General features: G+C 72.4%; 9 protein-coding genes. 6 read left to right on the top strand and 3 right to left on the bottom strand.

The features are described from left to right. Positions 1-3: 3 nt before the first annotated feature. The 3 genes from ispG (at position 4) to CLT74_RS15150 (ending at position 6,034) form a co-directional block, all read left to right on the top strand. The gene (gene ispG, locus CLT74_RS15160; RefSeq protein ID WP_099847126.1) at positions 4-1,179 is read left to right on the top strand and encodes a flavodoxin-dependent (E)-4-hydroxy-3-methylbut-2-enyl-diphosphate synthase; all 1,176 of its coding nucleotides are present in this window, start codon (positions 4-6) and stop codon (positions 1,177-1,179) included. 188 nt (positions 1,180-1,367) lie between these two features. Next, on the top strand, positions 1,368-2,207 hold the full coding sequence (locus tag CLT74_RS15155; protein WP_099847125.1) for a DUF4081 domain-containing GNAT family N-acetyltransferase: 840 nt from the start codon (positions 1,368-1,370) through the stop codon (positions 2,205-2,207). Positions 2,208-2,317: 110 nt separating this feature from the next. Then, positions 2,318-6,034, top strand: a complete 3,717-nt coding sequence (locus CLT74_RS15150) for an ATP-binding cassette domain-containing protein (protein ID WP_099847124.1) — start codon at positions 2,318-2,320, stop codon at positions 6,032-6,034. A 62-nt stretch (positions 6,035-6,096) separates the two neighbouring features. On the opposite strand, the gene CLT74_RS15145 is transcribed toward CLT74_RS15150, so the two are convergent. From CLT74_RS15145 to CLT74_RS15135, 3 genes are read right to left on the bottom strand one after another with little or no spacing between them, the layout of a single operon-like run. Continuing rightward, the gene (locus CLT74_RS15145; RefSeq protein ID WP_099847123.1) at positions 6,097-7,164 is read right to left on the bottom strand and encodes an NADH:flavin oxidoreductase/NADH oxidase; all 1,068 of its coding nucleotides are present in this window, start codon (positions 7,162-7,164) and stop codon (positions 6,097-6,099) included. Between the two features lie 28 nt (positions 7,165-7,192). After that, the gene (locus tag CLT74_RS15140; protein WP_486582316.1) at positions 7,193-7,915 is read right to left on the bottom strand and encodes a DUF998 domain-containing protein; all 723 of its coding nucleotides are present in this window, start codon (positions 7,913-7,915) and stop codon (positions 7,193-7,195) included. Continuing rightward, positions 7,908-8,873 carry a glutathione S-transferase C-terminal domain-containing protein gene (locus CLT74_RS15135; protein WP_099852055.1) on the bottom strand — a complete coding sequence of 322 codons (966 nt, stop codon included), beginning with the start codon at positions 8,871-8,873 and terminating at the stop codon, positions 7,908-7,910. Before CLT74_RS15135 ends, CLT74_RS15140 begins: the two co-directional genes overlap by 8 nt. 104 nt (positions 8,874-8,977) lie before the next feature. Between CLT74_RS15135 and pcaF the strand changes: the two genes are divergently transcribed. From pcaF to CLT74_RS15120, 3 genes are all read left to right on the top strand, one after another. After that, a complete protein-coding gene (gene pcaF, locus CLT74_RS15130; RefSeq protein ID WP_099847121.1) occupies positions 8,978-10,180 on the top strand; it encodes a 3-oxoadipyl-CoA thiolase in 1,203 nt (400 codons plus the stop codon). A gap of 117 nt (positions 10,181-10,297) precedes the next feature. Then, positions 10,298-11,116: an SAM-dependent methyltransferase gene (locus CLT74_RS15125; protein ID WP_099847120.1), complete on the top strand. Its 819-nt coding sequence runs from the start codon at positions 10,298-10,300 to the stop codon at positions 11,114-11,116. A gap of 4 nt (positions 11,117-11,120) precedes the next feature. After that, the gene (locus tag CLT74_RS15120) at positions 11,121-13,283 is read left to right on the top strand and encodes an EAL domain-containing protein (protein WP_099852052.1); all 2,163 of its coding nucleotides are present in this window, start codon (positions 11,121-11,123) and stop codon (positions 13,281-13,283) included. Positions 13,284-13,292: the final 9 nt, after the last annotated feature.

Here is a 13,292-nt window from a genome sequence, read left to right as displayed (position 1 = left end):
GAAGTGACCGCTGTCAGTCTCGGTATGCCGCCCGTACCGCCGCCGCCGCTCGCGCCCCGCCGGGCCAGCCGCCAGATCATGGTCGGGTCCGTGCCGGTCGGCGGTGGCGCGCCGGTGTCCGTCCAGTCGATGACCACCACGTTGACCGCTGACATCAACGCCACCCTCCAGCAGATCGCGGAGTTGACGGCGTCCGGGTGTCAGATCGTCCGGGTCGCGGTACCCAGCCAGGACGACGTGGAGGCGCTGCCGGCGATCGCGCGCAAGTCGCAGATCCCGGTGATCGCCGACATCCACTTCCAGCCGAAGTACGTCTTCGCCGCGATCGACGCCGGGTGCGCGGCGGTCCGGGTCAACCCGGGCAACATCCGCCAGTTCGACGACAAGGTCAAGGAGATCGCGGCAGCGGCCTCCGCCGCCGGTACGCCGATCCGGATCGGCGTCAACGCCGGCTCGTTGGACAAGCGGCTGCTGGCCAAGTACGGCAGGGCCACGGCGGAGGCGCTCGTCGAGTCGGCGTTGTGGGAGTGCTCGCTGTTCGAGGAGCACGGCTTCCGGGACATCAAGATCTCGGTGAAGCACAACGACCCGGTGGTGATGATCCGGGCGTACCGGCTGCTCGCCGAGCAGTGCGACTACCCGCTGCACCTGGGGGTGACCGAGGCGGGACCGGCGTTCCAGGGCACCATCAAGTCGGCTGTCGCCTTCGGTGCGCTGCTGGCCGAGGGGATCGGGGACACCATCCGGGTGTCGCTGTCCGCGCCGCCGGTCGAGGAGATCAAGGTCGGCAACCAGATCCTGGAGTCGCTCGGGCTACGCGAGCGCGGCCTGGAGATCGTTTCCTGCCCGTCCTGCGGTCGGGCGCAGGTGGACGTCTACAAGCTGGCCGAGGAGGTCACCGCCGGCCTGGAAGGGCTGCCGGTGCCGCTGCGGGTCGCCGTGATGGGCTGCGTGGTGAACGGTCCCGGTGAGGCCCGCGAGGCCGACCTCGGGGTGGCCTCCGGCAACGGCAAGGGGCAGATCTTCGTCAAGGGTCAGGTCATCAAGACCGTGCCCGAGGGGCAGATCGTGGAGACCCTGATCGAGGAGGCGCTGCGGCTCGCCGACGAGATGGGCGCCGAACTGCCCGAGGAACTGCGCGACCTGGTTCCCGGCGGCGCCACCGTCACCGTGCACTGACGACGCGACAATCCTCTGTTGATCAAGAAGTTTGGGTCGGGAACGGTGCCGAAATGGGCGAAAGCTTCTTGATCAACGTGGGGTGTGCGGGTGGTCCGTCCGGGTCTGTCTGGTTGGGGTGTCCTGGGGGTTGAGCGGTGGTTACCGTCAGCCAACACGCGGTGAACAGATCTGGCAGGCTGGTAACCGTGCTGACGGCGCCGGTGCGGCAACTCGGGGAATCGGAACGGCGCGCGGTCGAGCGGTTGCTCGACCTGGACCCGTTCGCGAGCGCGCAGGTCGCGGAGCGGGTCGCCGCGCGCGGGCTGGCGTGGTGGCGGGCCGAGGGCCGGGTCCTGGGGTACGGCTCCCGCCGTCACCTCGAATCGGTTTGTTGGCTCGGTGGGAACCTCACCCCGGTGCTGGCCGGCCCGCAGGCCATCGCCGCCTTCGCCGACCTGCTCGCCGGCGAGGAACGGCTCTGTTCCTCGATCGTCGGGCGCGCCGACGCCGTGCTGCAACTGTGGGACCGCCTCTCCGACACCTGGGGCCCGGCCCGCGACGTACGCCCCAACCAGCCGTTGCTGGTCACCGACGCGCTGCCCCTGGTCCCGGTCGACCCGCAGGTACGCCGGGTGCGTAGCGGCGAGATCGACAAGCTCTTCCCGGCGGCCGTGGCGATGTACACCGAGGAGGTCGGCGTCTCGCCACTCGTCGACGACGGCGGGCGCGGGTACCGGCGCCGGGTCACCGAGATGATCCGCTCCGGTCGGGCGTACGCCCGCTTCGTCGACGGCCGGGTGGTCTTCAAGGCCGAGCTGGCGGTCGTCACCCGGCGCACCGCGCAGGTCCAGGGGGTGTGGGTGGCACCCGAGTGGCGAGGGCGGGGAATCGCCACCGCCGCGATGGCCGCGGTGGTCAGTGACGCGCTGGCCCGGATCGCCCCGACGGTCAGCCTGTACGTCAACGACTTCAACCTGCCCGCCCGGCGCGTCTACGAACGCTGCGGCTTCCGCCCGGTCGGCACCCTGGCGACAGTGCTGTTCTGACCCGCCCGACGGTTCCCCTCGGGTTGTCTGCTGCCCGTGAAAATGCGTTGAGCCAGGCCGCTGGGCGAAGCAGGCTGGAAACTCCGCCACCAGACCGGAGGAACCGACCCATGCGCCTGCTCCGTGATCTGTGGGTCACCTCTTCACGCCGGATGACCCTGGTGGCTGTCCTGATCCTGCTCGGCGGCATCGGCCAGGCGGCCACCGCCGCGCTCGCCGGACCGGTGCTGCTGCATCGCTCTGTCGGATTCTTCGTGCTGCTGTCGGCGGCACTTGTCGCGGCGGTGTTCAGCGACCTGGTGGTCAGCCTGGTGATGGCCGGGTTGACCGCGGACTGGTCCGCTGACCTGCGTCGCCGACTGTGCCGGGTGGCGATGGGGCAGCCGGTGCCGGCCCTGGAGACGACCCCGGTGGGGGAGATGCTCGACCGGATCGACGGCGACGTGTACGACGTCGCGTCGGGGGTGCGCGGCCCCGGCGTACGGCTGGCCCAGGCGCTGGCCGTCGGCCTGCTGTCCACGCTCGTCGCGCTCACTGTCTGGTGGCCGGCCGGGCTCGGCATGCTGCTGCTCTGCGTTCTGCTCGCGTTCACGTTGCGCCGTCCCGCCGCCCGGATCGCCCCGGCCCGGATGTACGAGGAGGCGGCCTGGTCGGACCTCGCGGCGGTGATGGAGGAGTCGATCCACGGCCAGGACGACGTACGCACCAGCCTGGCCCGGCCGTACGTGCTGCGGCTGTACGCCCGCCGGGCAGCCGAGGTGCTGCGCCGGGGCCATCGGGTGTGGCAGATGTCGGCGCAGGTCAACACCGTCGCGGCCGGAGTGACCCGGGCCGGGGTGGCGGTTGTCGTGCTCGGCGGGGTGTGGGCGTTGTCCACCGGCCGGGTCGACGCCGCCCGGATGACCGCGATCTGGCTGCTCGCGCTCTCCCTCGGCATGACCGTCGAACACGTCAGCCGGATGGTGCCGGAGGTGCAGTACGCACTCGGCGCGTGGGGGCGGGTGCAACTGCTCGCCGCCGCCGCGCAGGAACCCAGCGGCGGCGCCGCCCCCAGCGACGGTGACCTGGTCATCCGCGACCTGACCTACCGCTACCCGAGCACCGGGCCGGACGCCGAGCGTGGTCCCGCGTTGCGCGACATCGACCTGACCTTCGTGCGGGGCCGCTCGTACGCCCTGGTCGGCCGGACCGGTTCAGGTAAGTCCACACTGGCCAAGGTGCTCACCCGGGCGGTCGACGTGCCGGTGGGGACGGTCCGGCTCGGTGGACGCGACGTGCTCGACCTCGACGTGGAGCAGCTACGCCAGTGGATCGCCGTGGTGCCGCAGCGTACCGAGATCCTCGCCGGCACCCTCGCCGAGAACGTGGCGCTGTTCGACCCGGCGCTGCTCGACGCCGCCGCCCGGGCCCTCGACGAGCTGGGGCTGGCCAACTGGATCGCCGAGCTGCCGGCCGGCCTGGACACCCGCCTCGGCGAGGGCGGTCACGTGCTCTCCGCCGGTCAGGAACAGTTGGTCGCCTTCGCCCGGATCCTGGTGCGTGATCCGCACGTGGTGATCCTCGACGAGGCCACCGCCCGACTCGACCCGGTCACCGAGGCGCGGGTACAGCAGGCCACCGAGCGCCTGCTGCGCGACCGGATCGGCATCGTCATCGCCCACCGGCTGTCGTCGGTGAGCCGCTGCGACGAGGTGGTGGTGCTGGCCGACGGCGCGGTGGTCGAGGCCGCCCCGCTGGCCGAGTCGCGTCGCTTCGCCGAACTCCTCGCCGCCAGCCACGCGGGCGGGGTGGCCGGCGACGCCGGGCTCGACCTGCTGGCCGGGGCGGACTGGCCGCGAGCGGAACCGGTACTTGTCGGGGCCCACCCGACGGCCGCGACGATCGCCGCCGACAGGGGTGACCCGACCGGCCCGGTCGTCGAGGGCATCCGGGCCGCCGGCCCGCCGGACGGTACCGATCCGCTTGCCGACGTCGCCCCGCCGGACCCATCGACCCGGGTCGTCGTCGGTGATCCTGCACCTGTGGTCGGACCCGAGCCGGTGGAGCCGGCCGAGGGCCGGGAGACCGGTGGACACGAGGTCGGCGGACGTGACGTAGGCCGGGCGACGGTCGACGCGCCGGTCAGCGGTACGGGTGATCAGCGGCAGGCGTCCCGGACCCGGACCCTGCGGGAGATCGGCCGGCTCTGTCTCAACGACCCCCGCTACGGCGCCGCGGCGGTGGGCATCTTCGCCGTACTGGCGATCCTCGGCCTGGACGGGCCGGTGCTCGCCTGGCTCTGGGCCGACGTGGTCGACGGCACCGGCGACCCCTGGCTGCCCGCCGTGGGTATCGCGGCCGGACTGATCCTCGCCATCCCGGCCCACTACTGGACCCACCTGTGGTTCCCGGCCTGGTGGGTCCGGCAGATGCTGCGGATCAGCGCGCGACTCGTGCACGGCCAGACCGGCCCGCGCCGGGTCAGCCGGCACACCCCAGCCGAGGTGGTCGCCCAGGGCGGTGACACCGAGCGGGTGGTCCAGCTCGCCGACAACGTGCTCGACCAGACCGTCGGTCTGATCCTGCTGGTCGCCATGACCCTGATCACCGACAGTGTGGTGCCGGGACTGTTCTTCCTCGGCACGATGGTGCTCTCCGGGCTGGCCGCCACCGCGTTCGGGCCGAGACTGGAACGGGCGGCCCGGGACACCGTCGCGGCGCGGGCGGCCTTCGCCACCGCGCTGGTCTCCACGCTGTCGGCGGCCCGCACGGTGAAGCTGGCCGGTGCCACCCGGCCGGTGCTGGCCCACCTCGCCAACCTCGACACCGTACGCAGCGAACGGCAGCGCCGGGAGATCTCCGTGCAGGTCTGGGCGCGCTCCACGCCGGCGGTGGCCAGCGGGCTGTTCCCGATCGGCGTGTGGGCGTTGTTCCTGGCCGGTGGACTCTCCACCGGGGCGACGCTTGTCGCGGTCGCCACGCTGGGCGCGGCCCGCTGGTTCGCGTGGACCACCGCCTCGTTGATCTCACAGGTGCCGTCGGCGCGGGTCTGGACCCGGCGGACGGCGGAGATGACCGGGATCGAGGCGTACTCGGCGCGGGTGCCGGGAGTCGACCTCACGGCCGGCACCGCCCCCGCCCCGACGGTGCCACCGCGTACCGCGCTGCGGCGGCTGGAACTTGTCGGCTTCGGCGTCCGGCACACCGACGGCACCACCGCCGTACGCGACGTGGACCTGACAGTGGAACGCGGCCAACTGGTCCTCGTGGTCGGACCGGTCGGCTCGGGCAAGTCGTCGCTGCTGCGGGCCCTCGCGGGCATCGCCCCGCACACCGGGCTGCTGGCCTGGAACGGCGAGCCGGTGACCGAACCGGAACTGTTCCTGCGCCCCAACCAGGTCGGCTACGTCGGCCAGCTGCCCCGGGTGCTGTCCGGCACGGTCGCCGACAACATCACCCTCGGACATCAGGTGGACGCCGCACACGCGGTCAGCACCGCCCAGCTGGAGCACGACCTGGCCGCCACCGGTAGCGGGCTCGGCCTGCTCATCGGGCACAAGGGCACCCGGCTCTCCGGTGGGCAGCTGCAACGGCTGGCGCTGGCCCGGGCGCTGGCCCCGCGTACCGAGCTGCTGGTGGCCGACGACGTTTCCTCAGCGCTCGACGTCACCACCGAACTGGCGCTGTGGCAGGCGTTGCGGGACCGGGGCGTCACGGTGGTCGGCTCCACCTCGAAGCGGGCCGCGCTGGTGCGGGCCGACCACGTGGTGGTGCTCATCGCCGGTACGGTGGCCGCCCAGGGTCCGTGGCGTGACCTGGACCGGCGCTGGGGTCACCTGGCCGGCTGAGAGCGTGTCTCAGATCCGCACGGGTCCGGCTGCCGCCGCCACCGGGCAGCCGGACCCGCCGGTCAGGCCGCTCGCAGGTACGGGTCCGGCCAGTTGGGCGCGGCGCCCAGCTTGGCGGCCGCCTGGTGCGGCCAGTACGGATTGCGCAGCAGTTCCCGGCCGAGCAGCACCATGTCGGCCTCGCCGTCGGCGATGATCGCCTCGGCCTGCTCCGGTTCGACGATCAGGCCGACCGCGCCGGTCGGCACCTGCGCCTCGCGGCGGACCTGAGCGGCCAGCGGCACCTGGTAGCCGCGCCCGACCGGGACCTTGGCGGATGGCGACGCCCCGCCGGAGGAGCAGTCGATCAGGTCCACCCCGGCGGCGGCGAGTTCGGCGGCGAGGGCCACGCTGTCCTCGACCGTCCAGCCGCCCGGCACCCAGTCGGTGGCAGAGATCCGGGCCAGTACCGGCACGTCCTCACCGACAGCGGCGCGCACCGCCCGAGCCACCTCCAGCGTCAGCCGCATCCGCCCGGCCCGGTCACCGCCCCAGCCGTCGGTTCGATGGTTGGTCAGCGGGGAGAGGAACTCGTGCAGCAGGTAGCCATGTGCAGCGTGAATCTCCACGGCGGCGAAGCCGGCCGCCACCGCCCGCGTGGCGGACTCGGCGAATGCCGCGACGACATCGGCGATCCCGGTGTCGTCCAGGGCCGACGGCACCCGGTACTCCGGCACGAACGGTTCGCCGGTGGGCCCGACCGGCGTCCAGCCGCCCTCGGCGTCCGGCACCCCACCCTGGCGCGGTTCCCACGGCCGGTACGTCGACGCCTTGAACCCGGCATGCGCGAGCTGCACCACGGGCACCGCGCCGTGCGCGGCCACCAGCCTGGTCACCGGCCGCCAGGCGTCGACGTGGCGGCCGGACCACAACCCGGTGTCCTGCGGACTGATCCGGCCCTCGGGCAGCACGGCGGTCGCCTCGGTCATCACCAGGCCCGCGCCACCGATCGCCCGGGTGCCGAGATGCACCAGGTGCCAGTCGGTGGGCAGACCGTCGGGACCGGCGCTGTACTGGCACATCGGTGCCAGCGCGATCCGGTTGGGCAGGGTGACCGTCCGCAGCGTCAGCGGCGTGAACAACGAACTCATCGCACCATCCTCTCCCGGGTGCGCGACCTCAGCGCCGACGGCGAGCTGTGGGCTCGCGCACGGTCGGTGTCCGGTGGTCCTGCACCGCCACCGCCGTGGGGTCGCGTACCGCCAACGCTCCGGCGGTGGCCAGGGCCCAGCCGACGACAACCGTCAGCAGCAGCCGCTCCAGCACCCCGACCAGCGGACTCCGGCCGACCAGCAGCATCGCCAGACCGACAGCGCCCGCGAGTGGCAGCGACACCGCTGCCGCGACGACACCCGTGCGCCGCAGCCGGCGTCGCGCCACCGGCGAGAAGGCGATCGCCAGCATCGCGAAGACCACCGCCGCCGTCGCGGCGACACTTGCCGCACCGTGCACCAGATCCGCCACGGTGGCCCGTTCGAACGGCGGCAGTGGGCAGCCCGCGCTGCACGTCACCGCTCCGGACAGGACCGTGCACAGACTCGCCGCCACGAGTAGCGTCACGGCGACCCGGAGTGCCGTGTCGCCGCAGTGCGGCGCACCGACCCGTAGCGCGACGGCGAGCAGCAGCAGCGCCCCGGCCAGGGCGAACACCCCGATCCGGTACGTCCAGGCATAGTCGCTGTCGACGACACCGGCCTCACTCACGTACCCGGTCAGGCCCGGTCCTGGGCCGGCGACCACGGCGAGTGTCACCGCAGCCGTGCCGGCCAGGGCGCAGAGCGCGGCGACCAACGCGGCGCCGCACCGCACCGACCGTCGGACCGTCGCCGGCGGCTCAGCCACGCCCGTGCGGCGTCGTCCAGCCGAGCAGATCCGGACCGAGGGGGACGATGCCTGTCGGGTTGATCTCGCCATGGGTGGCGTAGTAGTGCCGCTTGATGTGGTCGAAGTCGACCGTCTCCCCGAAACCGGGCGTCTGGAACAGGTCCCGGGCGTACGCCCACAGCACCGGCATCTCGGTGAGTTTCTGCCGGTTGCACTTGAAGTGCCCGTGGTAGGCCACGTCGAAGCGGACAAGTGTGGTGAACAGCCGCACGTCCGCCTCGGTGATCGAGTCACCCATCAGGTAGCGCCGGCCGGCCAGCCGCTCCGACAGCGCGTCCAGCCGGCTGAACAGCGCCTCGAACGCCTCGTCGTACGCCTGCTGGGTGGTGGCGAAGCCACATCGGTAGACACCGTTGTTGACGTCCCGGTGGATCTCGGCCATCAGCGCGTCCAGCTCCGGACGCAGCTCGACGGGGTAGAGGTCCGGCGCGCCGGGAGCGTGCAGCCGCCGCCACTCGGTGGACAGGTCCAGGGTCAGCTGCGGGTAGTCATTGGTGACCACCCGGCCGGTACGGGTGTCGACAAGCGCCGGCACGGTGACCCGGCCGGAGTAGTCCGGATCGGTGGCCAGGTACGCCTCGGAGAGGAAGCCGATACCCAGCACCGGGTCGAAACCGTCCTGGTCGAGGGCGAACCGCCAGCCACGATCGTCCCGGATCGGGTCGACCGTGCCCAACGAGATGGCGTCGGTCAGCCCGAGCAGGTTACGCACGATCAGCGCGCGGTGCGCCCACGGGCAGGCCCGGCACCAGATCAGCCGGTAGCGACCCGGCTCCAGCGGCCAGCGGTCCTGCTCGTCCGGCCCACCACCCGGCGGCGCGGTCGAGTGCGGGGTCACCCGCCCGGTGAACCTGTTGGGTTGGCGGACGAACGCGCCGCCGCCGCTGGTCTCCGCGCTGAACTGGGCCCGTACCATGCCCACAACCTAGCGGCATCCACCGGGGATATCCTGGCCGTCGGTGAGTCCCCGTGGACCCGTGGGCGCACCGTTCCGACCTTCCCACCCCCGAAGGGCTCGCGATGACCGTGGCATATCTGGTGGCTGGTGTCCGCACTCCGATCGGCCGGTACGCCGGCGCGCTGGCCGGCGTACGCCCCGACGATCTGGCCGCCCACGTGATCCGCGAGCTGGTCGCGAGGCACCCGTCGGTGGACTGGGAGCGTACCGACGACGTGGTGCTCGGCTGCGCCAACCAGGCCGGCGAGGACAACCGCAACGTGGCCCGGATGGCGGCGCTGCTCGGCGGGCTGCCCGAGCAGGTGCCCGGCAGCACCGTCAACCGGCTCTGCGGCTCCGGCCTGGACGCGCTGGCCACCGCCGCCCGCTCGATCGTCGCCGGCGAGGCGGACCTGGTCGTCGCGGGCGGGGTGGAGAGCATGAGCCGGGCGCCGTTCGTCATGCCGAAGGCGACCACCGCGTTCTCCCGATCCGCCGAGGTGTACGACACCACTATCGGTTGGCGGCTGGTGAACCCGTTGATGGAGCGGGGCTGGGGCATCGACTCGATGCCCGAGACGGCGGAGAACGTGGCCGCCGAGTACGGCGTGGACCGGGCGGCGCAGGACGAGTTCGCGTACCGCTCGCAGTTGCGCGCCGCCAAGGCCCAGGCCGACGGGCGGCTGGCCGAGGAGATCGTGCCGGTGACCGTGCCGGCGGGGCGGCGGGAGACCCGGCTGGTCGAGGTCGACGAGCACCCCCGACAGACCTCGTTGGAGAAGCTTGCCGCGCTGCCCACCCCGTTCCGCGACGGCGGCACGGTGACCGCCGGCAACTCCTCCGGTGTGAACGACGGCGCGGTGGCCCTGCTTGTCGCCTCGGAGGCGGCCGTCGCGGCGTACGGCCTCACGCCGCTGGCCCGGGTGACCGGCACGGCGGCGGCCGGCGTGGCGCCCCGGGTGATGGGCATCGGTCCGGTTCCGGCGACCCGACGGCTGCTCGACAGGCGTGGTGTGGCGCTTGCCGACATCGACGTCATCGAGCTGAACGAGGCGTTCGCGGCCCAGTCCGTGGCGGTGCTGCGCGAGCTCGGCCTGCCCGAGGACGCGGAGCACGTCAATCCCAACGGGGGCGCCATCGCGCTGGGCCACCCGCTCGGCGCCAGTGGTGCCCGGCTCGCGCTGACCGCCGCGCTGGAACTGCGCCGGCGTGGCGGGCGGCGGGCGCTGGCCACCATGTGCATCGGGGTGGGGCAGGGCATCGCGCTGCTGCTGGAGGCCGCCTGATCCGCAGGCACCGGCGGGAGATCGGGAAAAGAGCCTTGTGGATCTCCCCCCACGCGACGGACCCGCCTAGAGTGGGCAGCATCACACGACCCACGGCGACGACGTGAGGTGCAACCAGTGCAGCAGCCGGACGGACTTCCCGCCGAGATCGACCTCTCCCGGCCCAGCGCGGCGCGGGTCTACGACTACTTTCTCGGCGGCGCCCACAACTTTGAAATCGACAGGCAACTGGCCGAGCAGATCGCGGCCATGACGCCGAACCTGCCGGCGACCATGCGGGCCGGGCGGGAGTTCCTCCGCCGGGCCGTACGCGTCCTGCTCGACGCCGGCATCGACCAGTTCCTGGACATCGGCTCCGGCATCCCCACCGTCGGCAACGTGCACGAGGTCGCCCAGGCCGCGAACCCGAAGGCCCGGGTGGTCTACGTCGACATCGACCCGGTGGCGGTGGCACACAGCCGGGAGCTGCTCGCCGGCAACGAGTTGACCGGCGTCATCCACGGCGACCTGCGGGATCCGGCGCGGATCCTGGCCGAGGCCCGCGCGCTGGACCTGCTCGACTTCGGTCGGCCGTTGGGCATCCTGCTCGCCGGGGTGGTGCACTTCGTCCCGGACACCGACGGTCCCGGTGACATTCTGGCCACCCTGCGCGCTGCCGCCGCCCCCGGCAGTCACCTGGTGATCTCGCACTCGACATTCGAGGATCAGCCGCAGGAGATGCTGGACGCGCAACGGCTGTCGGCGCGTACCGCCACCGAGATAACGCTCCGCTCACGGGCCGAGATCACCGGGTTCTTCGGAGACTGGACCATTGTGGAGCCGGGCGTCGTGCACATGGAACTGTGGCGTCCCGATTCGCAGTCCGAGACGACCGCCGACGGGCAGCGCTTCGGTGCCTTCGGTGGTGTCGCCCGGAATGACCGGTCTGCCGGCTGATCCCATGGCCGCCGTGGGGGCCTCCGGCGGGAGCACCGTCGATCCGGCGGGCGCCAGGCGGTACGCCGCCGACTGGGCGCGGGCCGTGCACCGGCTCGGCTTCGTGCCGCTGAGCGCGGCCGAGACCGAGCGACTGCTGCTCGGGCACACCGTCCGGTTGGCGGAGGTGCTGCTCTCCGCCGAGCCACCGGCCCCGGTGGCGGAGGAGATCGGACGGTCCCTTGTCGACACGCACCTCGCCGAGCCGGGGGTGATCGAGTGGTCGGTGCGTACGCTCAGCGGGCGGTTCCGCACCGAGGTGCTCGCCGACGCCGCCGGGCGGCCGGGGCTCGACGAACGGATCGCGGCGACGCAGGCCGCGTTGGCGGCCGGCTTCGCCCGCGCGCTGCGTCAGCGGACCTTCGTCCAGCAGGAGGGCATCGCCCGCGCCATGTGGCAGGCGCGGGACGACGCCGAGCAGGCGCTGCGTGACAGCGAGGCCCGGTTCCGGGCGGTCTTCGACGGTGCCGCCATCGGTATCGGCATCGCCGGGGTCGACGGGACGATCATCGACGTCAACCACGCCTTCGCCGACATGCTCGGCTACCCCGTCGAGGAACTGCGGCAGCTGAACGTGGCGTCACTGTTCCACGCCGACGACGCGGCCGGCATGTGGGAGCTGTACCAGGAACTGATCGAGGGCAAGCACGACGCGGTCCGGGTCGAGAAGCGTTACTACCGCAAGGACGGCAGCGCCGTCTGGACGGACCTGGCCGTCTCGCTCATCCGTCACGACGACGGCCGGCCCCGGTTCACCGTGGCCGTGGTCGAGGACATCACCGAACGGTACGAACTCCAGCAGCGGTTGCGTTTCCAGGCGCTGCACGACCCGCTCACCGGCCTGCCCAACCGGACGCTGTTCTTCGACACGTTGGCCGGCCTGGTGGAGCAGCCCGACGCGCCGGGCCGGGTCGGTGTCTGCTTCCTCGACCTGGACGGGTTCAAGGCGATAAACGACAGTCTCGGGCACGCCCTCGGCGACCGGTTGCTCGTCATGATCGCCCGACGGCTGGCCGACTGCGTGGCCGAACAGGGCTACCTGGTCGCCCGGATGGGTGGCGACGAGTTCGTCATCCTGGTCGACGGAGTGGCCGCCGTCGAGGACGTGATCGCCGTGGCGGAGTCGGCGTTGGCCGCCGTCTCCGCGCCGGTGTGTGTCGGTGACCAGCAACTCGCCATCTCGGCAAGCATCGGCATCGTCGACTCGGCAGTAGTCGGCACCAGCGTCGTGGAGCTGATGAAGGCCGCCGACGCCACGCTCTACTGGGCCAAGGCGGAGGGTCGTGACAGGTGGGCGGTCTACGATCCCGAGCGCAGTGCCCGGGACAGCGCCCGGTCGGCGCTGGCCGCCGGGCTGCCGGTGGCCCTGGACCGGGGCGAGTTCGTGCTGCACTACCAGCCGATCGTGTCCCTGCTCGACGGTCGCATGCTGGCCGTCGAGGCGCTCGTCCGCTGGCAGCACCCCCACCTGGGGCTGATCGGCCCGGACCGGTTCATCGGGCTCGCCGAGGAGACCGGTCTGATCGTCCGGCTCGGCGAGTGGGTGCTGCGGCAGGCGTGCCGCGACGCCCAGCTGTGGCACACCGAGTTTCCCGACGCCAGGCTGGTGGTGAGCGTCAACCTGGCCGCCCGCCAGGCCGACCGGCCGGCGATCGTGGACACCGTGGCCGACGCGCTGGCCAGCAGCGGACTGCCGGCCGAACTGCTGCAACTGGAGCTGACCGAGAGCGCGGTGATGGGGTCCGCGGGGGAGCCGTTGCGGACGCTGCACCGGCTCGCCGCGCTCGGCGTACGGCTGGCCGTGGACGACTTCGGCACCGGGTACTCGAATCTGGCGTACCTGCGCCGGTTGCCGATCACCTGCCTGAAGCTGGCCGGCCCGTTCGTCGAGGGGATCCGGGGCACCGAGCCGGCCGACGCCGACCACCGCGACGAGCGCATCGTCGACGCGCTGGTCCGGCTGGCCCACGCGTTGGAGCTGTGGGTCACCGCGGAGGCGGTGGAGACCGAGGCGCAGGCGGAGCGGCTGCGGGCGTTGCGGTGTGACACCGCCCAGGGGCGGCTGTTCGCCCCGCCCGGCCCGGCGGAGACGGTGGTGGCCCGGTTGCGTGGCGACCAGCCGTCATGATCAGAACGT

Source organism: Verrucosispora sp. CNZ293, from assembly GCF_002754655.1.
The sequence above is the reverse complement of the archived record's forward strand: the minus strand, read 5'-3'. Positions and strand labels throughout refer to the sequence as shown.

Bases quoted from the DNA above. Each gene is read 5' to 3' on its own strand.
- CLT74_RS15150 (WP_099847124.1), top strand. From the start codon at position 2,318: ATGCGCCTGCTCCGTGATCTGTGGGTCACCTCTTCACGCCGGATGACC.
- CLT74_RS15135 (WP_099852055.1), bottom strand. From the start codon at position 8,873: ATGGTACGGGCCCAGTTCAGCGCGGAGACCAGCGGCGGCGGCGCGTTC.
- CLT74_RS15120 (WP_099852052.1), top strand. From the start codon at position 11,121: ATGGCCGCCGTGGGGGCCTCCGGCGGGAGCACCGTCGATCCGGCGGGC.
- pcaF (WP_099847121.1), top strand. From the start codon at position 8,978: ATGACCGTGGCATATCTGGTGGCTGGTGTCCGCACTCCGATCGGCCGG.
- CLT74_RS15145 (WP_099847123.1), bottom strand. From the start codon at position 7,164: ATGAGTTCGTTGTTCACGCCGCTGACGCTGCGGACGGTCACCCTGCCC.